Genomic DNA, 25,765 nt, shown 5'->3' on the forward strand with positions numbered 1-25,765 from the left:
CGCCAAACCCGCCCCCGGTGCCGCCTCCGCTTCCCGGCCACACGCCTGCGCCGAGCCCGTCCACGCTGCCCGGCCGCCGTCCCGGGTCCAAGGATGCGGCGGCTGCCAGGGCCAGGCGGGTCTTGCCGACGCCTCCTGGGCCTGTCAGGGTGACGAGCCGGTTGGCCCGGAGAAGTGCGCTGACCTCGGCCACTGCCACCTCTCGTCCCACCAGGCTCGTCAAGGGCGCGGGCAGGTTCGTAGAGGGCCGCGGCTGCGCGCCCAGGGCCGGGTCCTGCTGCAGGATCGCCTGGTGCAGGGCCGCCAGTTCCGGCCCGGGGTCGAGGCCGAGTTCGTCGGCCAGTCGCCGCCGCAGGTCCCCGTACGCCGCCAGCGCCTCGCTCTGCCGCCCCGCGAGGTACAAGGCCCGTACGTGGACGGCCCGCAACCGCTCACGGAGCGGATGCCGGGCCACCAGATCGGTCAGTTCGGCCGCCACCAGCGCGTGCTCCCCCAGCCCCAGTCGCGCCTCGGCCAGCGACTCCACCGCCACCAGCCGCTGCTCGTCCAGCCGGGCCACGGCGGCCTGCGCGAACGGCTCGTCGGCGAACTCGGCATAGGCGCCCCCGCGCCACAGGTCAAGCGCCTCCCGCAGCAGCGAGACCCGTACCCGCAGGTCGTCGGCGTGCTGCGCGCGCCCGATCAGCGTCTCGAACCGGCCGGCGTCCACCGATCCCGGATCCACGCGCAGCACATAGCCGGGCGAACGGTATGCCACCAGCTCCCGGTCCCCGAGCACCCGGCGCAGCTGCGACACCTTCACCCGCAGCGCGGCCGGCGCGTTCGCGGGCGGGCGGCCGCCCCAGAGGTCGTCGATCAGCCGGTCGGCGGAGACGGGCCGGCCGGCGTGGATGAGCAGCCCGGCGAGGAGGGCCCGCACCTTGACCTCGAGCACCCGGACCGGCTCCCCGTCCGCCGTCCACACCGTGAGCGGCCCCAGCACCCCGAACCGCATCCGTCCCCCATAACCAACTCCGAACCAGACCATAACCGCGCACCGGCAGGGTGAACACATCCACCAACAGCATCACCCCATCCAAAGGGAACACTGAAATGTCGGAAAATATCTCCGTTCTTGGCCTCGGTCTCATGGGATCCGCGCTGGCCGACGCCCTCCTGACCGCCGGACACCGCGTCACCGTCTGGAACCGCACGCCGTCCAAGGCCGACCCCTTGGTCGCCAAGGGCGCGACCCGCGCCGCCACCCCGGCGGAGGCCGTCGAGGCGAGCCCGCTGGTGATCGCCTGTCTGCTCGACTACCCGTCCGTGTACCAGGTCCTCCAGGACACCTCCCTGGCCGGCCGCGTCATCGCCAACCTCACCACAGGAAGGCCGGCCGAGGCGCGGGAGGCGGCGTCCTGGGTGGCCGAGCGCGGAGCAGACTACGTGGACGGCGGCATCATGGCCGTGCCGCACATGATCGCCAAGCCGGGCGCGCTCATCCTCTACAGCGGCTCCCGGCCCGCGTTCGACCGCCACGAGCAGGCGCTCGCCGACCTGGCCGAGCCCCGGTACGTGGGGGAGGACCCGGGCATGGCGCCGCTGCTCGACCTGGCCATGCTCACCGGCATGTACGGCCAGATGGCCGGCTTCCTGGAGGCCGCGGCCCTGGTCACGTCGGCGAAATACCCGTTGAAGGAGTTCACCGAGACTTTGTTGATCCCATGGCTCAACGCCACGGCCGCGCTCCAGCCGGCCTGGGCGGAGAAGATAGAGGCGGGCGACCACCACACGGAGGTGTCCAACCTGGAGATCAACAGGGTGGGCTTGGAGAACCTCGTCAGCGCCTTCCGCGAGCAGGGCGTCAAGCCGGACCTGCTGCTGCCCATGAAGACCGTCATCGACCAGCGCACAGCCCGGGGGCTCGGCCACGAGGGACTTTCGGGCCTGATCGAGGAGCTCTACAACGAGGGACGCTAACGCGGGCGGAAGGCGGCCAGGGGGATGGGCAGCCAGGTGGGCCGGTTCCTGGCCTCGTAGACCACCTCGTACACCGCCTTGGACAGCTCGAACGCCCGCAGCAACGCCGCGTCCCCCCGGTTGATCACGCCGCCGCCCTCGACGTACCCGTCGAGGAAGGCGGCCCGGTTGCGGTCGGCCCACTCCTGGGCCCTGGGCTCCAGCTCGGCCGCCTCGGGATGCCCGGCCAGCAGGTGCCGGGCCGCGTAGTCGAACGAGCGCAGCATCCCCGCCACGTCCCGCAGCGGCGACGACAGCGCCCTGCGCTCGGCCAGCGGCTGCCCGGGCTCGCCCTCGAAGTCCAGCACCACCCAGTCGGTCGGCGTGCGCATCACCTGGCCGAGGTGGTAGTCGCCGTGAACCCGCTGCACGGGCACCTCGCCGGTGAGCACCTCCACCTGGTGGTAGGCCTCCTCAACGGTCGTCACATGCCGGCGCAGCTCGGGCACCTCCGCCACGGCCCGGCCGAGCCGCCGCCTGAAGGACTCGGCCATCCGTTTGATCTCGTGGATCTCGACGACCTCGGTGGGGAAGGCGGCGGCCAGCTCGTGGTGCACGCGGGCGGTGGCGACGCCCAGCCGCTCCGACTCGGCCGCGAAGTCGCCGCCCGCCTCGGCGGCCGTGACCTCGGACATGCTGCCGTACAGGTCGCGCACGCTGGTCAGCGCCAGGTCCCAGCCGTCGTTCGCGGTGGCCAGGAACTCCTGCATGATCGCCAGGGTGGTGTCCGTGCCGTCGAGGTCGGTCTCGATCCACCCGTACGGCTGCGCGATGTGCGGGGCGTTCCTGGCGGCCAGGGCGGTGATGATCTCCAGCTCCGGGTTGATCCCGGGGATGAGGCGGCGGAAGAGCTTGCAGATGTAGGCGTCCCCGTACACGAGGGAGGTGTTGGACTGCTCGGCCCCGAGCACCAGGCTGCGCTGGGAGGTGTCGATCTCGGCTCCGGGGACGTGGCGCATGCGCAGGCCGCTGCGGGTCTCGTCGTGGGCCATGCCGTCGAGGAGCCAGGCGGTGCGGTCGGGGTCGTGGACGGCGTCGTACAGGTAGGTGTCGTCGATCGTGGCGATCAAGGCGTGGGTCAGCCGGTCGGGCAGCTCTGTGCGCTCGCCCAGCAGGACCTGGTAGCGGTCACGCGAGCCCTCCTGCCAGATGGCGACGATCAGGTGTCTCAGCCCGGGCGTCAGCTCGACGTCCGAGTCGATCAACAGCTCGTCGATCGGGCGCCCCTTGCCGCCGAACCAACGCTGGCGGCCGATCCATGCGGCAAGGAGCTCAGCAAGCACGTCCTACTCCTCCTGGATGACGGCCGGCGGGAGTGTGAACCAATAGAACCCATGCCCGGGAAGCGTCAAAAGATACGGAAGTTCGCCAATTGCCGGGAATGGTACGCCCCCCATGGTTTCAACGGGGGAGACGCCGACGAACCTGCGCAGGTCGAGCTCGACCGGCTGCGGGAAGCGTGACAGGTTGTTCACGCAGAGCATCCGGTCGTCGCCCAGTTCCCTGACGAACGCGAGCACGCTGGGGTTGGAGGAGTTGAGCTCGGCATACTCGCCCAGCCCGAACACCGGGTGCCGCTTGCGGATCTCGATCATGCGCTTGGTCCAGTGCAGCAGCGAGCCCGCGTTCTTCTGCTGGGCCTCGACGTTGATGGCCTGGTAGCCGTAGATCGGGTCCATGATCACTGGCAGGTAGAGCCGCCCGGGATCGCAGTCGGAGAAGCCGGCGTTGCGGTCGGGGTCCCACTGCATGGGCGTGCGCACGCCGTCGCGGTCGCCGAGCCAGATGTTGTCGCCCATGCCGATCTCGTCGCCGTAGTAGAGCACGGGGGAGCCGGGCAGCGACAGGAGCAGCGCGGTGAACAGCTCGATCTGGTTGCGGTCGTTCTCCAGCAGGGGGGCCAGGCGGCGGCGGATGCCGACGTTGGCCCGCATGCGGGGGTCCTTGGCGTACTCGGTGTACATGTAGTCGCGTTCCTCGTCCGTGACCATCTCGAGCGTCAGCTCGTCGTGGTTACGGAGGAAGATCCCCCACTGGCAATTTTCCGGAATTTTAGGCGTTTGGGCCATAATTTCGGAAATGGGGTAGCGGGACTCCCGGCGTACGGCCATGAAGATGCGGGGCATCAGCGGGAAATGGAAGGCCATGTGGCACTCGTCCCCGCCGCCCACCGGGTCGCCGAAGTACTCCACCACGTCCGACGGCCACTGGTTGGCCTCGGCGAGCAGCACCCGGTCCGGGTAGATCCGGTCCACCTCGGTACGGATCCGCTTGAGGTATTCATGCGTCCTCGGCAGGTTCTCGCAGTTGGTGCCCTCCTCCTCGAAGAGGTACGGCACCGCGTCCAGCCGGAACCCGTCGATGCCCAGGTCGAGCCAGAACCGCAGCACCTCCAGCATCGCGTCCTGCACGTCCGGGTTCTCGTAGTTGAGGTCCGGCTGGTGGTGGAAGAAGCGGTGCCAGTAGTACTGGCCGCGCACCGGGTCGTAGGTCCAGTTGGACGTCTCGGTGTCGATGAAGATGATCCGGGCGTCCTGGTACTGCTCATCCGTCGACGACCACACGTAGAAGTCGCCGAACGGCCCCTCGGGATCGTGCCGCGAGGCCTGGAACCACGGGTGCGCGTCGCTGGTGTGGTTCATGACCAGGTCGGCGATGACCCGCATGCCGCGTTTGTGCGCCTCGTCGACCAGTTTCACGAAGTCACCCAGATCCCCAAACTCGGGGAGGATCTTCATGAAGTCGGCGATGTCGTAGCCGCCGTCCCGCAGTGGTGACTCGAACAGCGGCAGCAGCCAGAGGCAGTCGACGCCCAGCCACTGCAGGTAGTCGAGCTTGCTGATGAGACCTCGGATGTCTCCGGTCCCGTCGCCGTTGGAGTCGGCGAAACCTCTGATCAGCACCTCGTAGAAGACGGCGTGCTTGTACCAGTAGGGATCGCGCGGCTTTTCCTCGTCGAAGGTGTTGGGAATGGGTGTGGTGGAGCTCATGAGCCACCCCGCGAGGGGCTCATGAGGGAGGCGCTATCACACACGTTGAAGACTCCCCGCTGAATTCAGTTCTACCGTGGCGCGGCCCGCACGGTGAGAATGTGGGCAGGCTGGATGTGAGGGTCGAGACGTACATAGTTGCTCTGCCTCCAGCGGTATGACTCGCCGGACAGCTCGTCGTCGACGACGAACTCGGCGTTCCAGTCGAGGCCGAGTGCGGGGAGGTCGAGATCAACGGTTGCCTCGTGGGTTTGGCGCGGATCCAGGTTGATGACCGCCAGAACGACGTCGCCCAGCCCGTGCCTTCGTGTGGCCGTGTCATAGGCGCCCGGTAGCCGCTTCGAGAAGCAGACGATGTCCGGTTGGTCGACCCTGTGGAAATGTAGATTACGCAATTCCTGCAGCGCCGGATGCGCTCTTCGGAACAAATTCAGGTGGGTGATGAACGGGGCCAGACTACGTCCTTCTCGTTCGGCCGTAATCCAATCGCGGGGTTTGTACTGATATTTCTCGCTATCTAGGTATTCTTCGCTACCGGGGCGTACCGGGACATTCTCCCCGAGCTCGTATCCCGAATAAACGCCCCAGGTGGGCGACGCGAGCGCGGCCAGCACCGCCCTGATCTTGAACGCCGGGATCCCACCGTGCTGGAGGTACTCGTGCAGGATGTCCGGCGTGTTCACGAACAGGTTCGGCCGCAGGTAGGCGGAGGTCTCGTGGGCGAGCTCCGCGAGATAGGTCTCCACGTCGTGCTTGGAGTTCTTCCAGGTGTAGTACGTGTACGACTGGTGGAAGCCGGCCTTGGCGAGCATGCGCAGCATCGCCGGCCGGGTGAACGCCTCCGACAGGAAGATCACATCGGGATCGGTCGTGTGGATGTCGGCCAGCATCCGCTCCCAGAACGAGACCGGCTTGGTGTGCGGGTTGTCCACCCGGAAGATCCGCACCCCGTGGTCCATCCAGTGCCGCAGCACCCGCTTGACCTCGGCGTAGATCCCCTCGGGGTCCTTGTCGAAGTTGATCGGGTAGATGTCCTGGTATTTCTTCGGCGGGTTCTCGGCGTACGCGATCGAGCCGTCGGCCCGGACCGTGAACCACTCGGGATGCTCCTTGACCCACGGGTGGTCGGGGGAGCACTGCAGCGCGAAGTCGAGGGCGAGCTCCATGCCCAGCTCACGCGTGCGCGCCACGAACTCGTCGAAGTCGGCGATCGTGCCCAGGTCGGGGTGCAAGGCGTCGTGGCCGCCGTCCTCCGACCCGATCGCCCACGGCGACCCGGGCTCGTCGGGCTCCGGGCTCAGCGTGTTGTTGCGCCCCTTGCGGAACGTCGTGCCGATGGGGTGGACGGGCGGCAGGTAGACGACGTCGAAGCCCATCTTGGCGATGGCGGGGAGCCTCTTGGCGGCGGTCTGGAAGGTTCCGGACTTGGAGACGCCCTGCTTGCTGACGATCGCCCCCTCCGACCGGGGAAAGAACTCGTACCACGAGCCGTAGAGCGCCCTGCGCCGGTCGACCCTGAGCTTGTAGGACTTGGACCTGGTCACCAGCTCACGGAACGGATGCGCCTCCAGCAGCGCCGCCGTCTCCGGCAACTGCGCGATCGACAGCCTGGCCCTGGGGTCGAGGTCCTCGTCACGCAGCGTGGCGGAGATCGACAGCAGGGCCGCCCGGTGCCCGCAGGTGCTCTCACCGTTCCCGCTCTGCCGCCGCTGCCCGTTCCTGGCCTTCGTGGAGCCGTTCTTGGCGGAGCCGTTGGGGCAGTCCGGCACCCGTACGACCTTGGCCGCCCGCTCGAACAGCCGGGCACCCTCCGCGCACATCAGATCGACGTCCATGCCGCGCGGGATCTTGATCTCCGCGTCGTGCAGCCACGTGCTGATCGGATCGCTCCACGCCTCCACACGGAACAGCCAGTCGCCCTCGGCCGGCAGGCAGACGTCCACGCCCCAGCGGTCGGTCCCCGGGGCGAGCTCGCGCATGGGTTTCAAACGATCACGCTGTCCATCGGGCGAGGTCAGCACCACGCCCGCGGCCACGGCGTCGTGGCCTTCTCTGAACACGGTCGCCGAGACCTGGAAGGTCTCGCCGGCGACCGCCTTCGCGGGCCACTGCCCGCAGTCGACGACGGGGGAGATGTCCGTGATGGGAATTCGTCCGATCATCGCATTCAAGGGTTTGCGGCGGTGCGCTCGGCACCGCCGGAGTTCTTTCCGTGCAGGATCGATCCTTGCACGTTATTTGTGGACAGCAACGGATAGACCTCCCGAGTGTGTCCCGGGAGAGCCCAACAATAGGGAAAGTTGCCCCAATGGTCCCTCTTCATGCTTGTTCCCGGAAGGGGTTTGAACGGGCTTCATGGGGGTGAAGGAGTGACTGGTCCCTCCTAGCCCGTAGGGTGCACATCGTGAGAGCTATCCGCCGGTTTACCATCCGCACCGTCCTGCCCGCGGAGCTGGCCGCCCTCGGCGAGCTCGTGCACAATCTCCGCTGGTCATGGCACCCGGAGACGATGGACCTCTTCGCCGAGGTCGACGCGGACCTCTGGGAGCAGGTCGGGCACGACCCCGTGGCCCTGCTCGGCGCCGTCACACCGGCCAGGCTGACCGAGCTGGCCGCCGACCGCCGTTTCCTGCGCCGCCTCGCCGACGCAGCGGACGACCTGCGCGAATACATGACCTCTCCGCGCTGGTACCAGACGCTGCCGGACGGCGCGCGCGCCATCGCGTACTTCTCGCCGGAGTTCGGCATCGCCGCCGCGCTGCCGCAGTACTCGGGCGGCCTCGGCATCCTGGCCGGGGACCACCTCAAGGCGGCCAGCGACCTGGGCGTGCCGATCCTCGCGGTCGGCCTGCTCTACCGGCACGGCTACTTCACGCAGTCGCTGTCGCCCGAGGGCTGGCAGCTGGAGCACTACCCCTCGCTCGACGCGGGCGGCCTGCCGCTGAGCCTGCTGAAGGACGCCGGCGGTGAGCCGGTCAAGATCCGCCTCGCCCTGCCCGGCGAGCGGGTGCTGCACGCACAGGTGTGGGTGGCGCAGGTGGGCCGGGTGCCCCTGCTGCTGCTCGACTCGGACGTGGCCGACAACGACACGGCCGCCCGCGACATCACCGACCGCCTCTACGGCGGCGGCACCGACCACCGGCTCATGCAGGAGCTGCTGCTGGGCGTCGGCGGCGTGCGCGCGATCAGGTCGTACTGCCGCATCACCGGGCACGCCGAGCCCGAGGTGTTCCACACCAACGAGGGCCACGCCGGCTTCCTCGGCCTGGAGCGCATCCGCGAGCTCACCGAGGCCCGCCTCTCCTTCGACGAGGCGCTGGAGGTCGTGCGGGCGGGCACGGTGTTCACCACGCACACGCCCGTTCCCGCGGGGATCGACCGGTTCCCGAGGGACATGATCGAACGTCACTTCGGCGGGACGGCGGCCTGGCCGACCGTGCCCGTCGAGCGGATCCTCGCTCTGGGCGCGGAGGCCGACCCCGGCCGGTTCAACATGGCCGTCATGGGCATGCGCCTGGCCCAGCGGGTCAACGGCGTCTCCGTGCTGCACGGCCAGGTCAGCCGGGAGATGTTCAAGAATCTCTGGCCGGGATTTGACCTGGACCAGGTGCCGATCGGCTCGATCACGAACGGCGTCCACGCGCCGACCTGGGTCGGGCGCGAGCTCATGGAGCTGGCCGGCCGCGAGCTGCCCTCGCTGCTGGAGCGGGCCCGCGGCTGGGAGGGCATCCAGAAGATCTCCGACGCCGACATCTGGAAGATCAGGGGTACGCTGCGGCGCCGCCTGGTCGAGGGCGCACGGGTACGCCTGCGCAGGTCGTGGCGCGAGCGCGGCGCCTCCGACGCCGAGCTGGGGTGGATCGACGACGCGCTCGACCCCGAGGTGCTGACGATCGGCTTCGCCCGCCGCGTGCCGTCGTACAAGCGGCTCACGCTCATGCTCCGCGACCCCGAGCGGCTGACCGCGCTGCTGCTCGACCCCGACAAGCCCGTCCAGATCGTGATCGCCGGCAAGGCGCATCCCGCCGACGAGGGCGGCAAGAAGCTGATCCAGCAGATCGTCAAGTTCGCCGACCAGCAGAACGTGCGGCACCGCATCGTGTTCCTGCCCGACTACGACATGGCGCTCGGTCAGCTCATGACCCAGGGTTGCGACGTCTGGCTGAACAACCCGCTGCGCCCGCTGGAGGCGTCCGGCACGTCCGGGATGAAGTCCGCGCTGAACGGCGGGCTCAACCTGTCGATCCGCGACGGCTGGTGGGACGAGTGGTACGACGGCACCAACGGCTGGGCCATCCCCACCGCCGACGGGGTGAGCGACCCCGACCGGCGCGACGAGCTGGAGGCCAACGCCCTGTACGACCTGATCGAGCACGAGGTCTCCGACCGGTTCTACGACCGTCCCGCCGACGGGCTGCCGCGCCGGTGGATGGAGATGGTCAAGCACACCCTGGCCTCGCTCGGCCCGAAGGTGCTGGCCGGGCGGATGCTCAGGGACTACGTCGTGGATCTGTACACCCCGGCCGCGAAGGCCGCCCGCGCGCTGTCGGCCGACTCGTACGCGGGCGCGAAGGCGTTCGCCGCCTGGCGGGTCCGGGTCGCCAGGGCGTGGCCCGGGGTCCGGGTGGAGCACGTCGAGGCGTCCGGCGTGGGGGACGCGCCTGAGGTGGGGGCCGCCATCGAGCTGCACGCCACGATCGCGCTCGGCGACCTGGAGCCCGGCGACGTGCTGGTCGAGGCCGCGTACGGGAAGGTCGGGCCGCACGACGAGCTGGTGCATCCCGCGTACGCGAAGCTGACCTCCGGGCCGGCGGACGACGACGGGCGCGCCCATTTCACGGGTGTGGTGCCGCTCGATCGCACGGGCGCTTTCGGCTACACCGTGCGTGTCGTCCCGCATCACCCGCTCGTCGCGACCACCGCGGAATTGGGGCTCATCGCCGTACCCGAGGAACCCGCGGGGATGACGAACGGCACCCTGCGTTAGAACGGCGCATCGCAGAACGTCACATTGCGCTAAACGGACGGCATAATCAGGACGTGGACGACAGCGGCAACGGCCTGCGGGCCGACACTCTGGTGGCCACGGTCCGAGGTGTGCTGCCGTCCCTGACGCCCGCCGCCCAGACCGTCGCCCGGCTCATCCTGGAGGACCCAGCGACGGTGGCGAGGAGCACCATCACGGAGCTCTCCGCCGCCTCGGGCACCAGCGAGGCCACGATCGTGCGGACCGCCCGGCTGCTCGGGTTCGCCGGCTATCCGCAGCTGCGCCTGGCGCTGGCGGCGGCGGCCGCGCAGCCGGACCGGCTCGTGCCCGGCGACCTGGCCCCCGACGACCCGCTGTCGGAGGTGATCCAGAAGGTGGCGCGGGCCGAGTCCGAGGCGATCAACGACACGGTGGCCCAGCTGCGCTCGGAGCGGCTCGGCCTGGTCGTGGACGCCATCGTCGGGGCCCGGCGGATCGACGCGTACGGGGTCGGCGCCTCCGGGCTGGTGGCCGAGGACGTCGCGCAGAAGCTGCTGCGCATCGGCCTGTCCAGCCACGCCTTCCAGGACGCGCACCTGGCTCTGACCAGCGCGGTGCTGCTCAAACCCGGCGACGTGGCGATCGGGATCAGCACGTCGGGGGAGACCCCGGACGTGATCGAGCCGCTGTCGCGGGCGAAGGAGGCGGGCGCGACCACGGTCGCGATCACCAACAACCCGCGCTCGTCCATCGCGGAGCTGGCCGAACACGTGCTGATCTCCGCCGGGCGCGAGACGGAGTTCCGTCCCGGCGCCCTGGCCAGCCGGATCAGCCAGCTCCTCGTCGTCGACTGCGTGTTCGTCGGCGTCGCCCAGCGCACGTTCGACTCCTCTCAGGAGGCGCTCGCGAGCACCAGGCGCGCCGTCAAGGAGTTCACCCGGAGAACGTCACCTGCACGTCGTCAGCCTTGACGAACATCACGCGGTGGCCGAACTGGATCTCCAGATATTTGGTCTTGCCCCGGACGACCTTGTGGTCCTCCAGGTTGAAGGTGACCGCCCGGTAGTACTCGGTGGCCGCCGGGCCCGCCAGCGTGTACTTCTCGCCGGCCGAGAAGGTGTACTGCAGCGGGGTCACGGCCTGGTAGGGGATGCCCGCCGGGTACGCCTCCTGCTCCGGGTACGCCCTGCCGTACACGGGGACCGTCGCCTTGCCCGGCTTGGGGGTCACGACCAGGCCCATGGACGGGACGGCGGTCGGCGCGGCGGCCGCGTTGTGGAACCAGGCCTTCTGGCCGAGGTACCAGATGGCCGTCCAGTCGCCCTGGCGGTCCGCCACCGCGAAGCGCTGGCCGGTGCTGGCGCGGGCGCTGTGGTCGTACACGCTGTAGAGGGACTCGCCCGTGGGGTGCTTGCCGATGTCCTTGACCAGCGGCGCGTCCGCGCGCGGCTCCGTGCGCAGCCAGACGGTGCCGGCCGGGAGCGGCGGGCAGGCGGCCGACGGGTTCTTGCGGTCGCACCCGTAGAAGTACGGCTTGTTCGTGGCGAAGTCCGGCTTGATCATGACAGAGCCGGCCCGCGGCCCGCCGAACTGGTGCAGCGGCGCGCCCATCAGCTGGAAGTAGTGCGCCCAGTCCCAGAACGGCCCCGGGTCCTCGTGCATGTTCCTGACGGTCGTCGGCAGCGTGCCAGGGACGTTGTCGTGGCCCAGGATGTGGGCGCGGTCCAGCGGCACGGCGTGCTTGAGCGCCAGGTAGCGGACGAGGCGGGCGGACGAGCGGTACATCGCCTCGGTGTACCAGGTGCCGCCCTCGGCCAGGAAGCCTTCGTGCTCGAGGCCGATGGACTTGGCGTTGATGTACCAGTTACCGGCCTGCCAGCCGACGTCCTTGGTCTTGATGTGCTGGGCGATGTGGCCGTCGGACGAGCGAAGGGAGTAGTGCCAGCTCGCGCCGTACTTCGGGTCCTGGTTGAGTCGGATGGACGGGAGGAAATATCCCTCCATGTCGTGAATGATGATGTAGTCGACCTTCTGGCTGAACGGCCGGTTCGCCAGGTCGTAGTGCCCGTAGTCGTCAGGAGGCAGCTCCTGGTACGCCGCCGGGATCCACTCGCACGAGATCGAGGCCGGGCACTCCACGCCGTCGGGGCGCGACGGGCGCAGGCCGAGCTTCTCCAGCCACTTCACGATCTTCTGGAGGTCCGGCACGGCGGGCAGCCGGACCCGCTCGCCGTCGCCGGTCGTCCGCTCGGCGCCGTCCTTGATCGTGGCGAACACCTCGTCGGCGAAGAACCTGGCGGCTCCGGCCTCCTCGGCGCCTGAATACCTGGCGACGGCGCCGTACCACTCGCCGGGGTCGTCGCTCAGCGGGGCACCGAGCGCCTTCTGATAGTCGGCCAGCAGCGCCGCGCCGCCCCGGATGTTGGCGGCGTCGTCCGTACGCAGCCGCTCGTGGCTCTCGCCGGTGAGCTCGGCGGCCCGCTCCATGGTGCGGAGCGAGGCCGGAATGTCGGTGGGCGCCGGCTGGGGGCTCGGCGCGGGGAGAGGCCGGCCGTCGTCGCCGCGGGCGTCTTCCTCGCCGTCGCTGTGGTGGTTGGATCCGGTGAAGGCGGCCGCGTCGGTCAGGTGCATGGGCCCGAACCCGGCGTCGCTGGAGGGCTGGCCGGCGTGCGCGTCCCACCGCGACTCCAGGTAGGAGACTCCGAGCAGCACGCTCTCGGGCACCTGGAACTCCTTGGCGGCCGCGGCGAACGCCTGCTGCCGGTCGGCGGGCTCTTGGGCCTGGGCGGCGGACACATTCGTTAAAGGCAACAGGGCGACGACGCAGATCGCCAGTAGTCTGCGCATGAACCACTCCTCGGGCTGGGGGCGTAGTGCAGTTCAGCGTCTCAACATTTTCCTTCGCAGGCGAGATCTTTGCGAAGGAATTTTTCACTCCATAACGCTCCCGTCGGCCGCCCGCGCCATGTGCCCGCTGCCTCGAATCGGCCTAGAGGACGAGCTTCAGTGAAGGCCGCTGGTCGGGCAGGCCGATGAGCTCGCGTACCCGGCCGATGGGCCAGGCCAGCTCCCTGGCCAGGGTGGCGGTGGTCAGGCCGGTCTCCCGGGTGGCCAGGTCGAAGGCGTGGGCCAGCAGGACCGGCTGCTCGCCGGGGTAGCCGGAGACCGGCTCGTTGGTGAAGCCCGGCTGGTCGCGCAGCGCGGCCAGGCGCTGGTAGGCGCGGCTCGCGGCGGAGTCGGAGATCAGCCCGGTCTCGCGGCACCGGTAGAGCAGCGAGTCCACCGACACCCCCCACGTCAGCCGCAGCTCGGCGAGCTTGCGCAGGTCGGCGCGGAGCGGCAGGTGGGGCAGGATGCTGTCGCGCGGCGTCAGGAACTCGGCGGCGAAGGCGTCGGCCTCGCGCTCCTGGTGGGTGTCGCCGGCGGCGGTGTCGCCGTGCAGGACGAGGTGACCCAGCTCGTGCGCGGCGGTGAAGCGGTGGCGGTAGATGTCGTCGAATCTGTTGGGGGTCAGCACGACGATGGGCCGGGGCAGGCTGGAGGTGGAGAAGGCGTCGACGGTGACCGCGTCGGGGTCGTGCCGCGGGAAGGCCACGACGATGCCGTGCGCCTCCATGCGGCGTACGAGGTGGCTGATGGGTCCGGTGCCCAGCTCCCAGTGGGCGCGCAGCGCCCGGGCGGCGCCGGCCGGGTCGCGGGGCAGCGCTGAGTGCATCTCGCCGCCGGCGAAGCCGGGCAGGTCCACGGCGGGGAGCTGGATCCGCCTCTCCAGGGCGTAGGTCAGCTCCCACACCTGCTCGACGAAGGCGACGGCCTTGGCCCGCTGGTAGGCGCGGGTGGAGCGCAGGCTGCGGAAGTGCGCCATGGAGCCGTCGAGCTTGCCGTGCGGGCGTCCTGGCAGGAAGAACGCCATCGGCACCGCCAGCACCTCGGCCAGCAGCGGGATCAGATCGGGGCGCGGCCGGGTGACGCCCGACTCGTATTGGCCGACCGCGGCGGGGGAGACGCCGAGGTGCTCGGCCACCTCCTTCTTCGTCAGCGCGGCCAGGTGGCGGGCCTGGGTGAGGCGGGTGGCGTCGAAGGCGTCGGCGACGGCTTGCGGGGTCGGCGGGGCTGATCGGAAGCTATTCACCGCTCGCGGCTTCTGCCCTGATCGGTGTGGCCTCAGGGGTGGTGAGCCGCTGCGCCCCGGTGCGCGGGTTGAGCGACGGCGCGGGCATGGCGCCCTGGTCGAACGCGGCCGCCGGCAGCGAGGTCTGCGCGTCGCCGACCTCCGTGGCCAGCGGGATCTCCTCGCAGTGGTGCCAGCGCAGGCTCCCGGTGCGATCCAGCAGCTCGGCCTCGCCCCACCAGGCGTCCAGCAGCCCGGCGTGCGCGTTGCACGCGTACGCGATCAGGATCAGGCTGGTGTCGCCGGGCAGGTCGCCCAGCGCCTCGGCCACCGGCACCGCGTGCGGCGCCACGTCGTGCAGCGCGAGCTGCCGCATCGCCGGCTCGGGCCCGAACCTGTTGAACAGCGCCTGCACCAGCGCCGACGGCCGGCCCTCGCCGATGCGGGCGCTCATCACGCTGATCGAGCGGTCCCTGGCGTAGCGGAACGGGAACAGCAGCTTGCCGTCCAGCACCACGAGCTCGTGCGGCGAGCCGGCCGGCTTGACGATCCGCACGTCTCCCATGTCCTCGAACGCCTCGGCCAGCGCCTCGAACTTGCGCGACATGAGCGTGAACCCGAACGGGTGCGTGTGGTCGGTCTGCGCCGCCGTCTGCGCGTCACGCGCGTTGTCCAGCGCCACCGACAGCGCCTCGGCGATCCCCTGTCTGATCACCGGCGCACGCTGCCCGAACGTCTCCTGGGACCACCGCGACACCAGCATGCGCACCTCCGAAAACGCTTTGCCCAGCAGCAACCGCACACCGGATCGGCTTTATTTTCCAACATCATAGTGTCGTCCCCGCTTTACGAAGCCGCTTCTCCGGATGGCGTGTCGCGGGCGCACGGCGACATGTCCCCGTCACCCGCCGCAACGGGCTCGCTAAGATGCTTGTCGGACATTTGGGCGTCGGAGGGAGCCCGCACGTGACCAGATGGACCGTCAACTGCTCGATCCTCTACACGGATCTGCCCCTGCTGGAGCGCCCGGCCGCCGCGGGGGCCGACGGGTTCGCGGCGGTGGAGTTCTGGTGGCCGTGGCCGGTCGCGGTTCCCGGCAACCCCGATGTGGACGCGTTCGTGCGCGCCGTCGAGGATGCGGGGGTCCGGCTGACCGGGCTCAACTTCTTCGCCGGCGACATGCCCGGCGGCGATCGCGGCCTGATCTCGTGGCCGGGGCGCTCGAAGGAGCTGCTGGACAACATCCCGGTGGTGGCCGCCATCGGCGAGCGGCTCGGCTGCCGGGCGTTCAACGCCCTGTACGGCAACCGCGTCGACGGCGTCGAGGCGAAGCAGCAGGACGAGCTGGCTCTCGAGATGCTGGCGGCCTGCGCACGGGGCGTCGAGGGCACCGTGCTGCTGGAGCCGGTCAGCGGCGCGCCGCGTTACCCGCTGCTGACCGCCGCCGACGCCGTGGCCGTGCTCGACCGGCTCGGCGACGTGCCCGGCCTGGGGCTGCTCGCCGACTTCTACCACCTGGCGATCAACGGCGACGACGTACCGGCCGTCATCGAGCGGCACGCCGATCGCATCGCCCACGTGCAGATCGCCGACGCGCCCGGCAGGGGCGCGCCCGGGACGGGCGGGCTGCCGATCCGGCAGTGGATCGACCAGGCGTACGCCGCCGGATATGACGGATATGTCGGGCTCGAATACCGCTCCGAGGGCCCCGGCGCCTTCGACTGGCTACCACGAGAGCAGCGCGCGGAAGGATCGACGTGACCACCATCGCCTTCATCGGCCTCGGCATCATGGGCAGCCCCATGGCCGTGCACCTGGTCAGGGCCGGGCACAGCGTGACCGGCTACAACCGCTCGCCCGAGAAGGCCAAGGCCCTCGCCGAGGCCGGCGGCCGGGTGGCCATGTCGATCGCCGACGCCGTGGCCGGCGCCGAGGTCGTCGCCCTCATGGTCCCGGACTCGACCGACGTCCAGGACGTGCTGACCGGCGCCGACGGCGTGTTCGCCCACGCCGGCCCCGGCACGCTGATCATCGACTTCTCCTCGATCCGCCCGGACGTCACCCGCGAGCTGGCCGAGGAGGCGGGCAGGCGCGGCATGCGCCACCTCGACGCCCCCGTATCGGGCGGCGAGGCCGGCGCGCGCAACGCCGCCCTCTCCATCATGGTGGGCGGGGAGAGCGACGCCTTCGAGGCCGCCAGGCCGATCTTCGACGTGGTCGGCAAGACCGTCGTCCACGTCGGGCCGAGCGGCGCGGGCCAGACGGTCAAGGCGGCCAACCAGCTCGTCGTGGCCGCCAACATCGAGGCGCTGGCCGAGGCCGTGGTGTTCCTGCGGGCGTACGGCGTGGACCTGGAAGCGGCGCTGGACGTGCTCGGCGGCGGCCTGGCCGGCTCCGCCGTGCTGGCGCAGAAGCGCGCGAACATGCTCGGCCACTCCTTCGAGCCCGGCTTCCGCATCGCCCTGCACCACAAGGACATGGGCATCGTGACATCCGCGGCCCGCGAGGCCGGCGTCGCGCTGCCCCTGGGGGCGCTGGTGGCCCAGCTCGTGGCCGCGGCGAACGCGAACGGCGACGGCGCGCTCGACCACTCCGCGCTGCTACGCGGCGTCGAGCGCCTCTCAGGCGGCTCCTCGTAAGGCCCTGGCTCTAGCCGGGTCGTTGGTCGGAGAGGCGGTGGCGTAGCTCCTCGGCGGTCATCGCCGTGCGGGGCGGGGACGGCGCCGGGTGGGCGCGCATGCCGGCGAGCACCAGGTGCACCGCCCGCTCCCGCAGGTCGCCGCCCAGGTCCGCGGGCAGCGTGGGAAGCCCCCTGACCAGCAGCCCGACGACGCCCATGACGTCCCCGGCGCCCACGTCCTCACGCAGCGCCCCCTCGTGGTGGGCGGCGTCCACCATCTGCTGGAGGGCGTCCAGCAGCCGGAAGGGCCCGTCGTCGATCTCGGGCGTGGCCGCCGTGCCCTCGGCCTTGGCGTCGGCGACCGAGAAGAGCGGGTCCAGCCGGTGCTCGGCGCAGCCGTGCACGAACCGGCTGAGCGCGTCGAACGCCCAGGTCTCCTCCTTCCGCGCCGACTCCGCCAGGGAGATCATCCGCTCCAGGGCGTCCGCCAGCACGGCCTGGATCAGGTTGTCGAGGTCGGGAAAGTGCCGGTAGAGCGTGCCCGCTCCCACCCCGGCGAGCCGTGCCACCTCGTCCATGGTGGCGCCCGGCCCCTGCTCGGCGAGGACGATCCTGGCCGTGTCGATGATCAACTCTCGATTGCGCCGGGCGTCCGCCCTGAGATGGCTCGTCGCGCTCATAGGTCAGCTGCCTCTCGCTTGACGTCGCTTGTTACGTCAGCGTATCGCCAGATACACAAGAGATCTTCTCCGCTTGTGAGGCTCCCGGGTCAAGGCCGCGGCCGCCTCGTCCGATCCGCGCAGCGTGGCCGCGGCATCGACGCCGCGGGCACGCACCCGAAATTGCCGGCGGCCTCGCGTTCAATCGGCCAGCCGCTTCCGGTAGACGGCCCTGGCCCGCTCGTACAGCTCCAGGTGATCCCCGAGCTGCTCCTCGGTCTCGAACGTGCCGAACTCGCGCAGCACCTCCTCCAGCCGGTCCAGCCACGCCAGGCACCACCGCACGTCCGACTCCCTGGCCACGTGCTCACCGGCGACGTCCAGGTACACCGGGCTCGTGTGCGCGTACGCGCCGCGCCGGTGGAAGGTGCGCGGATGCGGTCCGCCCGAGGCCACGGCCACCACGTACGTCGGCTCGCGCACCACCATCGACGCCACCAGCCGCCCCCGGGGCCCCTGCGCCAGCACGCCCTCCGCGGTGCGGATCTCCAGCGACTCGACCTCCGGCCCGATCGAGGCGGCCACGATCTCCACCCGCTGCCCGGGCGCCAGCTCCAGCGTGTCGCCGGGCCCGTGCCCGTTCACGCCGATCTCCAGCCACGGCCCGGTGGTGGCGAACGTGCGCCCGAGCAGGATCGCCTCCGTGTAGGACTCGGCGGTGAGCGGACCGGCGACGTTCGCGTACACCCGCTCCCACCCCGGGGGGCTGGAGGCCGTGCCGCGGCGGCAGAAGGAGAGCACCGCGTCGGTGCCGGCGGTCACGGAGAGCCGGTTGCCCGCGCCGATCAGGCGCCGGTAGACGGCGGCGGTGGCGGCGATCGAGGAGTGGTTGAGCACGTCCAGGGTGTCGATCAGGCCGAGCGCGGCATCGGCGGCGATCTCCCTGGCAGAGCAGTTGCGCCGGCGGCCGAGCACCACATCGGGCGGGTCGTCGTCGGTGAACGGCGTGTGGAACGGATGCCCGTAACCGGTCACCGCGCCCAGCGCCCGCAGCTCCTCGAGGGCGGCCGCGTTGGGCGGCCAGTCCACCGTGCCGAGGAAGCCCGTGTGGTACCGCCTGGGCAGATCGCGCAGGCCGAACGCGGTCAGGTGACCGATGAGGTCGTTCCGGTACTCGACGCCGACCCTGGCCAGGTGCCTGTCGTCCGACCACGGCAGGTCCTTGCCCGACCAGTGCGCCAGCGCCTCCATGTCGTACACCCGCTCGCTCGCGACGTTGCCCGCCACGAGGTTGAGCACGTGCAGGTCCTCGCCGTGCTGCGCGGCCGCGGCCAGCGCGGGCGCGGCGGGCTCCTCGCCCATCCAGTTGAGGTGTACGTGCAGGTCGCCGCCGTACCAGCCGCGGGCGGCCGCGTCGTAGAGCCGCTCGGGGGTCACCTCGACCAGCGTCTCCCCGCCCGCCTCAGGGGTCACGACGACCTCGGAGGAGGTGTACTCCATCCCTCTGGTCACGGTCACCGTGATCGGCTCGGCGGGAACGGTCACGACGAGTTCGTCGCCGTGGAAGTACGACTTGCGGTGGGCGTCCACCTTGTGCGGCACGCCCTCGGGGTACCAGCCCTGCCCGTTCGCGCCCGTCACGCTCCACCGGCACGGGAACCCGGCCCGCACCCGGACCGCGGCCGCCGCCGCCTGCCTGGCCAGCGGGGACAGATCGACCGCCCGGCCCTCGACGCTGACCTCCCGCGCCACCTCGACCACCTTGGCGCCGCGCGGCGGCACCTCGTACGCCGTGCCGTCCACGACCACCGTGACCGGCTCGTCCCTGCTGGAGTCCAGCAGCAACGCCGTACGGAGGGGGCCGTCGTCCAGCACGACCCGCGTGTCGGCCTCCAGCGCGAACCCCTCGGGGGTGAGGCGCAGCGCGGGCAGGTTGTCCGGTACGTCGCCGCCGAGCGCGTCGCGCACCACCCGGTCCACGTCCACCTCGCCGAGGTGGTCCTCCAGCTCGGCGGCCGGCAGACCGGGGTGGCGCTCGGCGAGCTGGCGCAGCCCGGTCGTCCAGAAGTCGTAGCGGGGGTCGAGGAAGACCGTGGCCCAGGCCTGGACGACGTACGTCAGGGGCGGCTCGCCCCAGCAGGGCCCGTGGGCGTCGCGCAGGGAGCGGTAGTCGGCCAGCGCGCGGGCGACGGGATCGGGAAGCAGCGGATCGTCACACATCGGACACTCCCTGAATAGGACCGCGCCGCCATCGTGACACGAGGAATGAGCCCATGCGACCGGTATCTGGGGGTACGGGATCCTCATGACGCACATCATCGATCGCGTAGCCGTACAGGACCTGGTCGCCGCCCGGCAGGCCCAGCTGGTCGAGGTGCTGCCGGAGGAGGAGTACGCGTGGGCGCACCTGCCCAGGGCGATGAACCTGCCGCTCGGCGCCCTCGACGACCGCGCCTCGGCCCTGGACCGGACGCGGCCGGTCATCGTCTACTGCCACGACTGGCTCTGCGACCTGAGCCCGCGCGCCGCCCACCGGCTCGAACGCCTCGGGTTCGGCGAGGTGCACGACTACGGGGCGGGCAAGATGGACTGGCTCGCGGCCGACCTGCCGTTCGAGGGGGAGGCCCATCTGGTGTCGCAGAACGTGCGCCGCGACCCCGTGACCGCCACCCTTGACGACCCGCTGGACGACCTCACCGAGCGCATCGTGGCCGACCCCGCCGGGCTCGCGGTGGTGGTCGACGAGGACGACGTCGTCCAGGGCGTCGTCGGGTCGCGCGAGCTCAAGGGCGCCGACATGAGCGGGACCGCCGAGCAGGTCATGCGCGTCGGGATCACCACGGTACGGCCGAGCGAGCAGCTCGAACCGCTGATCCAGCGTATGGACCGGGCCAAGGTCGACCACGTCGTCGTCACTCACGCGGACGGCACGCTGGTCGGCCTGTTCGGCCTCGGCGACGTGCGCGCCCAGGCCAGCGAGTCCGACCTGGGCTAAGGCTTGGTCTAGGCACGCCGGTCCAGGCGGAACGTCGGCTGCCCCGGGGCGCCCGGCTGGGCGTCGAGCGCCTTGTCGTCGAGGATCGGCGCGGTGTCCTCGGCGACGAAGACCCGCACGTCCTCCTTCTCGATCACCTGGTCGCCGGCGTGCGGCGTGCTGGCCAGGGTCAGTTCGAGCGTACCGGCGTCGTCGGCCTTCGCGGAGATGCGCAGACCGGCGTCGGACGGCACGTCCTCGCCGACCATGAGGTCGCGGATCGCTTCAACGGCGTTGTCAGTCAGTGTCAGCACAACGAGCTCCTTCACCATCGAGAACCTCCGCCTCCCCCGCAGCCGGGTGCCCAAACGCGGGCATGCGAGAGCCCCCGCCGGGTAGCGGAGCGGCATGGGTGAGACCGACAAAACCGTCTTCGACGTCCTGCTCGACCGCTACGGCCGTACGTTCGCCGTCGAGGCCGGCATCAAGCTGTCCGACCAGCCGAAGCCGCTGTACCAGCTGCTCGTCCTGGCCACCCTGCTCAGCGCGCGGATCTCGGCCGACATCGCGGTGGCGGCCGCCAAAGAGCTGTTCAAGGCCGGGTACGGCAGTCCCAAAGGAATGCGGGACGCGACCTGGCAGGACCGGGTGGACGCGCTGGGCCGCGGCCACTACCGCCGCTACGACGAACGCACCGCCACCATGCTCGGCGACGGCGCGGAGCTGCTCATCGACCGCTGGAAGGGCGATCTGCGCAAGCTGCGCGACGAGGCGAAGGGCGACGACCGCCGGATCGCGTCCCTGCTGATGGAGTTCCCCGGCATCGGGCCGACGGGCGCGGACATCTTCCTGCGCGAGGTTCAGGCCGTGTGGCCGCAGGTCGCGCCGCACCTGGACAAGCGGGTGCTGGACGGCGCGGGCAAGCTGGGGCTGCCGCGCCAGGCCGGTCCGCTGGCCGAGCTGGCCCACTCCAACGACGAGCTGGCCCGCCTGTCGGCGGCCCTCGTACGCGTGTCGCGCAACAAGAAGACCGTCGACGAGGTGAAGTCCGCCGCGCGATAGCCCGGCTGTTAGGTTCGGACCATGGGTGAATTTGTGAGCGTCGAGGTGGCCGACCAGATCGCCACGATCCGTCTGGACCGTCCGAAGATGAACGCACTCAACGGTCAGGTCCAGCTGGAGATCGCCGAGGCGGCCAACATCGTGGACGCGGATCCGCAGGTGCAGGCGGTCATCGTCTACGGCGGCGAGAAGGTCTTCGCCGCGGGCGCCGACATCAAAGAAATGGCCGACATGTCCTACGCGGACATGGCGCCGCATTCCCGCACGCTCCAGGCGTGCTTCACGGCGGTCGCCCAGATCGGCAAGCCGGTCATCGCCGCCATCTCGGGCTACGCACTGGGCGGCGGCTGCGAGCTCGCCCTCTGCGCCGACTTCAGGGTCGCCGGGGAGTCGGCCAAGCTGGGCCAGCCGGAGATCCTGCTGGGCATCATCCCGGGCGCGGGCGGCACCCAGCGCCTGCCCCGCCTGATCGGCCCGGCCCGCGCCAAGGACCTGATCTTCACCGGCCGCCACGTGCCCGCCGCGGAGGCGCTCGCCATGGGCTTGGTGGACCGGGTGGTGCCGGACGAGCAGGTCTACACGGCCGCGCTCGAATGGGCCGCCACGTTCGTGGGCGGTCCGTCGGTCGCGCTGCGCGCCGCCAAGCAGGCCGTCGACCAGGGGCTGGAGGTGGACCTCGACACGGGGCTGGAGGTCGAGCGCCTGCAGTTCGCCGGCCTGTTCGCCACGGACGACGCCAAGATCGGCATGCGGGCGTTCGCCGAGAGGGCCAAGGCCAAGTTCACCGGCCGCTAGGCTTGCCGTACCCGTTCCGGCAGGCCGTCCATTCGGCTGCTGGTTTGCCAGTATGGTGACGTCTCATGATGCGCGTCCTCGTCCCCGCCCGGCTCCGGAAGGCCGTGCGCACGTGGTTCGACTCCCGCTACATCTCCATCGCCGACCACCGTCAGGACATCAGGGACGCGCTCTGGGAGGTCCAGACTCTGCGGCGGGAGATGGCCACCCTCCAGGCCGAGGTGGAGCGGCTCAGGAGCGCCCGCCCGCCGGCGCCGGTCGACGCGGCGAAGGTCGACGACACGCACCGGCTCGCCCAGGAGACGGCGAAGGCGCTGGACGCGGTGCTCCAGAACGAGGTCCTGGTCTGGCAGGCCATCGACGACCTGAGAACCCGCCACCCCGCCCCCACCGCACAGCCGGGCCTGGCTGAGGGCGGGGTGACCGACGGCGGTGCCGGGGGTGCCGGACAGCCGAAGGAGCAGCGACCGTGCGTGTGACGTGGAGCGGCGGGCACCTGAGCTTCCGCCTCGACCCAGAGGACGAGATCATCGGCAGGGCCGCCGACGAGCACCCCGTCAAGTTAGCCACCAACTCCTGCTCCATCGGCGGCGTCCCTGACGACGCACACCCCGACCTCTTCGCCGTAGCCGCCTGGACGATCGTCGCACCCTGGACCCGGAGGCGGATCAGGTTCGACCGATCCGTCTCGCCCGAGGTCGCCGCCGCACTCCACGACGGCTGGGGCATAGAGGCCGGACCGGTGGGAGCCCAGCCGCGGCCGGCCGGTCCCACGCTCGCGATCTCGTACAGCGGCGGCGCGGACTCCGTGGCCGCCGCCACGATCTACCCCGACGCACCCTTCGTCCACTTCCGGCGGGTGCCGCATCGGCGCGTCCCCAACCGGTGGCCGCACTACCGGTCCGACGTGCTGGCCAAGCTCGCCGCGACGACCGGGCGGGAGGTGGCCACCGTCACGTCCGATCTCGAGTTCACCCTCGCCGAGCCCCGACCCGGCTACCCCGAACACCACGCGGTGGCGGCGGGCGCGCTGCTCCTCGCCGACCAGCTGAGCCTCGGCGGGCTGGCCTTCGGCTACGAACTCGGCTCACGCTGGCTGGGCGGCGGTCGCTACCTGCATCGCTACACGCCCGACAACCCCATGTGGGCCCCACACGGCAGGTGGGGAAGGCTGTTCGCCGCGGCCGGCGTACACATCGTGCTGCCCGTCGGGGGAGTGAGCGAGGCGGTCACCATGCGCCTGGCCCTGAACTCGGGCCTGAGGGACCACGTGCGCTGGTGCCTGCGCGGCACCGACGGCCCCTGCGGCACGTGCGGCAAGTGCCTGTACAAGGAGCTCATCCGGGCCGCCGTCGAGCGCCGACCGCTCAACACCTCCATCACCGCCGACCGCCCCGTCGCCCGCAAGTGGCTCAAGAAGCCGCCCTACGGCGGCCAGGAGATGATCGAGTACGGACTCGCGCGCATCCCCGGCATCGAGCACACGCTCTTCGCCAAGGCCCTCGACCACTTCGACGCCACAGAGGAGTCCACGAGCTGGCTCGACCACTGCTACCCGCGGGCCATCGACGAGATCCCCGCTCAGTGGCGCGACGAGGCGGCCGCGTTCATGAAGACCCAGGTCGGACTCATGACCGAGGACGAGGTACGGCGGGTCGAAACATGGGGCTCCTGACCGCGCGGGTTGGATGGCGATTCGGGCTAGTTGAGGAGTTGGGTGCGTGAAGGTTTACCTGTCGGTGGACATGGAGGGCGTGACGGGGCTGACCGACCCCGAGGAGATGCACGCCGGCAAGCGCGGCTACGAGCGCGGTTGCGAGCTGATGACCGCCGACGCCAACGCCGCCGTCGAAGGGGCGTTCGCGGCCGGTGCGACCAGCGTGCTGGTCAACGACGCCCACGGCTCCACCAAGAACCTCCGGATCGACCTGCTGGACCCGCGGGCCACCCTCATCCGTGGACCGGGCAAGGCGCAGCGGATGGCCCAGGGGCTCGACGGGTCGTTCCAGGCCGCCTGTTTCGTCGGCTACCACGCTCGCGCGGGCGTGCCGGACGGCGTGCTCAACCACACCTGGATGGGCAAGGAGATCCAGAACGTCTACCTCAACGGCGAGCTGTGCGGCGAGACCCGGCTGGTCGCGGCGTGCGCCGGGTTCCACGGCGTTCCGGTGGTGCTGGTCACCGGCGACGAGGCCGTCGGGGAAGAGGCGCGCGAGCTGCTCGGCGATGTCGTGACGGTCGCGGTGAAGAAGGGGATCGACAAGTTCTCGGCCGAACTGCTGCCGCCCAGCGTTGCCCAGGCTCGCATCCGTGAGGCCACGGCCGGGGCGCTCGGCCGGTTGACCGACTTCACGCCCTATCGGCTGGCGGCGCCGTACACGCTCGGGGTCGAGTGGAACTCCACCGCCATCGCCGCCGCCGTGGCGCTCGTGCCCGGCGTGAAGTCCGCCGGCCCGCGTCACATCGAGTTCACCACCGACGACTTCACCCAGATCATGGCGCTGTTCGGCATCTTCGCCACGATCGGCGGCCAGGTCGCCTGCGGCAGCGGACCCTACGGCTGAGGGCGCGGGAGAGACGACGAGTGCGTGGGAGCGGGTGACATGGAAGGCGCGGCGCTGACTCGGCGGGGGCTGCTCGTCGGGATCGGGGCGGTGGGTGGCGCGGGTGCCATGTACGCCGCCATGGGCGCCCTGGGCCTGGCGCCGTCCGGGCAGGACAAGCAGTTCGCGGCCCCCAGGCCGGGCGACTTCACCCTGCGTGGGAAGGGCGCCGCCAAGGTGGTCATCCTCGGCGCGGGCGTCGCCGGCCTGACCGCCGCCTACGAGCTGGGCAAGGCCGGCTACGACTGCACCCTCCTCGAGGCCAGGGAGAAGGCGGGCGGCCGGAACCTGACGGTACGCGGCGGCGACCGGCTCCCCGAGCTGAACGGCCCTGCCCAAGAGGCGAAGTTCGGCGAAGGGGTGTACTTCAACGCGGGCCCCGGCCGGATCGCCCCCTGGATGGTGACCCTGGACTACTGCCGCGAGCTGGGCATCCCCATCGAGACGTTCGTGAACAGCAACGCCTCCGCGTACGTGCACACCAACGGCCAGACGGTACGGGCCCGCACGGCCCGCGCCGACATGTACGGATATGTCGCGGAACTGCTGGCCAAAGCCACGAATGTCGGCGCGCTCGACAAGGTCATCACCGAGGGCGACCAGGACCGTCTGCTCGAGTTCCTCAGAAGGTTCGGCGACCTCGGCCCCAAGCTCGAATATGACGGCTCCGACCGCCGCGGTTTCGTGAAATTCCCGGCTCTCGACACCGGCACCCCCATCGATCCCCCGGGAACCCTCCGCCAGGTCCTCGCCGCCGGCACCGGCCGGGCGATCACCAACGACTTCGGCCACGACATGGCCACCCCCATGTTCCAGCCCGTCGGCGGCATGGACGCGATCGTCACCAAGCTCGCCGAGGCCGTCGGCCAGGACCGCATCACGACCGGTGCCAAGGTCACCAAGATCACCACCCTGGACGACGGCGTCGAGGTCGTCTGGGACGGCGGCGGCATGAAGGCCGACTACTGCATCGCCACCCTCCCGCCC

At 70.6% G+C, this 25,765-nt stretch carries 22 protein-coding genes; 12 read left to right on the forward strand and 10 right to left on the reverse strand.

What is annotated here, in order from left to right; genetic code table 11:
• The coding region (locus tag EJK15_RS50375; protein WP_138717584.1) for an AfsR/SARP family transcriptional regulator at positions 1-994 on the reverse strand (994 nt) is incomplete at its 3' end.
• A 98-nt stretch (positions 995-1,092) separates the two neighbouring features.
• On the opposite strand from EJK15_RS50375, the gene EJK15_RS50380 reads away from it, so the two are divergent.
• Entirely contained in the window at positions 1,093-1,959 is an 867-nt protein-coding gene (locus tag EJK15_RS50380) for an NAD(P)-dependent oxidoreductase (RefSeq protein ID WP_138717585.1), read from the forward strand.
• Here the strand turns inward: EJK15_RS50380 and EJK15_RS50385 are convergent.
• The 3 genes from EJK15_RS50385 to EJK15_RS50395 form a co-directional block, all read right to left on the reverse strand.
• Positions 1,956-3,281 (reverse strand): maltokinase N-terminal cap-like domain-containing protein, encoded by a 1,326-nt coding sequence (locus tag EJK15_RS50385; RefSeq protein ID WP_138717586.1) that lies wholly within the window; start codon positions 3,279-3,281, stop codon positions 1,956-1,958. The genes EJK15_RS50380 and EJK15_RS50385 overlap by 4 nt on opposite strands.
• Positions 3,282-3,284: 3 nt before the next feature.
• Complete coding sequence (treS, locus tag EJK15_RS50390; RefSeq protein WP_138717587.1) at positions 3,285-4,988, reverse strand: maltose alpha-D-glucosyltransferase; 1,704 nt, start codon at positions 4,986-4,988, stop codon at positions 3,285-3,287.
• 71 nt (positions 4,989-5,059) lie between these two features.
• Positions 5,060-7,150, reverse strand: a complete 2,091-nt coding sequence (locus tag EJK15_RS50395; RefSeq protein ID WP_171075001.1) for an alpha-1,4-glucan--maltose-1-phosphate maltosyltransferase — start codon at positions 7,148-7,150, stop codon at positions 5,060-5,062.
• 242 nt (positions 7,151-7,392) lie between these two features.
• Here EJK15_RS50395 and glgP point away from each other — a divergent pair, with 242 nt between their 5' ends.
• Positions 7,393-9,975, forward strand: coding sequence for an alpha-glucan family phosphorylase (gene glgP, locus EJK15_RS50400; protein WP_138717589.1), 2,583 nt, complete (start codon positions 7,393-7,395; stop codon positions 9,973-9,975).
• A gap of 53 nt (positions 9,976-10,028) precedes the next feature.
• Entirely contained in the window at positions 10,029-10,925 is an 897-nt protein-coding gene (locus tag EJK15_RS50405) for a MurR/RpiR family transcriptional regulator (protein WP_138717590.1), read from the forward strand.
• Here EJK15_RS50405 and EJK15_RS50410 read toward each other — a convergent pair.
• The 3 genes from EJK15_RS50410 to EJK15_RS50420 all read right to left on the reverse strand — a co-directional run bounded on the left by EJK15_RS50410 (position 10,888) and on the right by EJK15_RS50420 (position 14,828).
• The gene (locus EJK15_RS50410) at positions 10,888-12,801 is read right to left on the reverse strand and encodes an N-acetylmuramoyl-L-alanine amidase (RefSeq protein WP_138717591.1); all 1,914 of its coding nucleotides are present in this window, start codon (positions 12,799-12,801) and stop codon (positions 10,888-10,890) included. The genes EJK15_RS50405 and EJK15_RS50410 overlap by 38 nt on opposite strands.
• Positions 12,802-12,943: 142 nt before the next feature.
• The gene (locus EJK15_RS50415; protein ID WP_138717592.1) at positions 12,944-14,086 is read right to left on the reverse strand and encodes a helix-turn-helix domain-containing protein; all 1,143 of its coding nucleotides are present in this window, start codon (positions 14,084-14,086) and stop codon (positions 12,944-12,946) included.
• Complete coding sequence (locus tag EJK15_RS50420; RefSeq protein ID WP_138717593.1) at positions 14,079-14,828, reverse strand: hypothetical protein; 750 nt, start codon at positions 14,826-14,828, stop codon at positions 14,079-14,081. Before EJK15_RS50420 ends, EJK15_RS50415 begins: the two co-directional genes overlap by 8 nt.
• A 164-nt stretch (positions 14,829-14,992) precedes the next feature.
• On the opposite strand from EJK15_RS50420, the gene EJK15_RS50425 reads away from it, so the two are divergent.
• Complete coding sequence (locus EJK15_RS50425; RefSeq protein ID WP_138717594.1) at positions 14,993-15,826, forward strand: hydroxypyruvate isomerase family protein; 834 nt, start codon at positions 14,993-14,995, stop codon at positions 15,824-15,826.
• The gene (locus tag EJK15_RS50430; RefSeq protein WP_420847153.1) at positions 15,817-16,704 is read left to right on the forward strand and encodes a 2-hydroxy-3-oxopropionate reductase; all 888 of its coding nucleotides are present in this window, start codon (positions 15,817-15,819) and stop codon (positions 16,702-16,704) included. The genes EJK15_RS50425 and EJK15_RS50430 overlap by 10 nt, the downstream gene beginning before the upstream one ends.
• 10 nt (positions 16,705-16,714) lie before the next feature.
• Here EJK15_RS50430 and EJK15_RS50435 read toward each other — a convergent pair whose 3' ends face one another.
• Together EJK15_RS50435 and EJK15_RS50440 are read right to left on the reverse strand one after the other, a co-directional pair.
• The gene (locus EJK15_RS50435; protein ID WP_138717596.1) at positions 16,715-17,365 is read right to left on the reverse strand and encodes a TetR/AcrR family transcriptional regulator; all 651 of its coding nucleotides are present in this window, start codon (positions 17,363-17,365) and stop codon (positions 16,715-16,717) included.
• Positions 17,366-17,545: 180 nt separating this feature from the next.
• On the reverse strand, positions 17,546-19,564 hold the full coding sequence (locus EJK15_RS50440) for a CehA/McbA family metallohydrolase (RefSeq protein ID WP_138717597.1): 2,019 nt from the start codon (positions 19,562-19,564) through the stop codon (positions 17,546-17,548).
• A gap of 85 nt (positions 19,565-19,649) precedes the next feature.
• Between EJK15_RS50440 and EJK15_RS50445 the strand changes: the two genes are divergently transcribed.
• Positions 19,650-20,339, forward strand: coding sequence for a CBS domain-containing protein (locus tag EJK15_RS50445; protein ID WP_138717598.1), 690 nt, complete (start codon positions 19,650-19,652; stop codon positions 20,337-20,339).
• Positions 20,340-20,347: 8 nt separating this feature from the next.
• Here the strand turns inward: EJK15_RS50445 and EJK15_RS50450 are convergent, their stop codons facing one another.
• Positions 20,348-20,632, reverse strand: a complete 285-nt coding sequence (locus EJK15_RS50450; protein ID WP_138717599.1) for a HesB/IscA family protein — start codon at positions 20,630-20,632, stop codon at positions 20,348-20,350.
• Between the two features lie 94 nt (positions 20,633-20,726).
• Between EJK15_RS50450 and EJK15_RS50455 the strand changes: the two genes are divergently transcribed.
• From EJK15_RS50455 to EJK15_RS50480, 6 genes are all read left to right on the forward strand, one after another.
• On the forward strand, positions 20,727-21,380 hold the full coding sequence (locus EJK15_RS50455; RefSeq protein ID WP_138717600.1) for a hypothetical protein: 654 nt from the start codon (positions 20,727-20,729) through the stop codon (positions 21,378-21,380).
• A gap of 21 nt (positions 21,381-21,401) precedes the next feature.
• Positions 21,402-22,175, forward strand: coding sequence for an enoyl-CoA hydratase/isomerase family protein (locus EJK15_RS50460; RefSeq protein WP_138717601.1), 774 nt, complete (start codon positions 21,402-21,404; stop codon positions 22,173-22,175).
• 65 nt (positions 22,176-22,240) lie between these two features.
• On the forward strand, positions 22,241-22,654 hold the full coding sequence (locus tag EJK15_RS50465; protein ID WP_206061609.1) for a hypothetical protein: 414 nt from the start codon (positions 22,241-22,243) through the stop codon (positions 22,652-22,654).
• Positions 22,645-23,850 (forward strand): DUF6395 domain-containing protein, encoded by a 1,206-nt coding sequence (locus tag EJK15_RS50470; protein WP_138717602.1) that lies wholly within the window; start codon positions 22,645-22,647, stop codon positions 23,848-23,850. Before EJK15_RS50465 ends, EJK15_RS50470 begins: the two co-directional genes overlap by 10 nt.
• 46 nt (positions 23,851-23,896) lie before the next feature.
• Positions 23,897-24,739 carry a M55 family metallopeptidase gene (locus EJK15_RS50475; protein WP_138717603.1) on the forward strand — a complete coding sequence of 281 codons (843 nt, stop codon included), beginning with the start codon at positions 23,897-23,899 and terminating at the stop codon, positions 24,737-24,739.
• A 39-nt stretch (positions 24,740-24,778) separates the two neighbouring features.
• Positions 24,779-25,765, forward strand: a 987-nt coding sequence (locus tag EJK15_RS50480) for a flavin monoamine oxidase family protein (RefSeq protein WP_138717604.1), incomplete at its 3' end; no start/stop codon positions are given.

It is taken from the genome of Nonomuraea basaltis (assembly GCF_005893125.1).
In the GTDB taxonomy this organism is placed as follows: Bacteria; Actinomycetota; Actinomycetes; order Streptosporangiales; family Streptosporangiaceae; genus Nonomuraea; species Nonomuraea basaltis.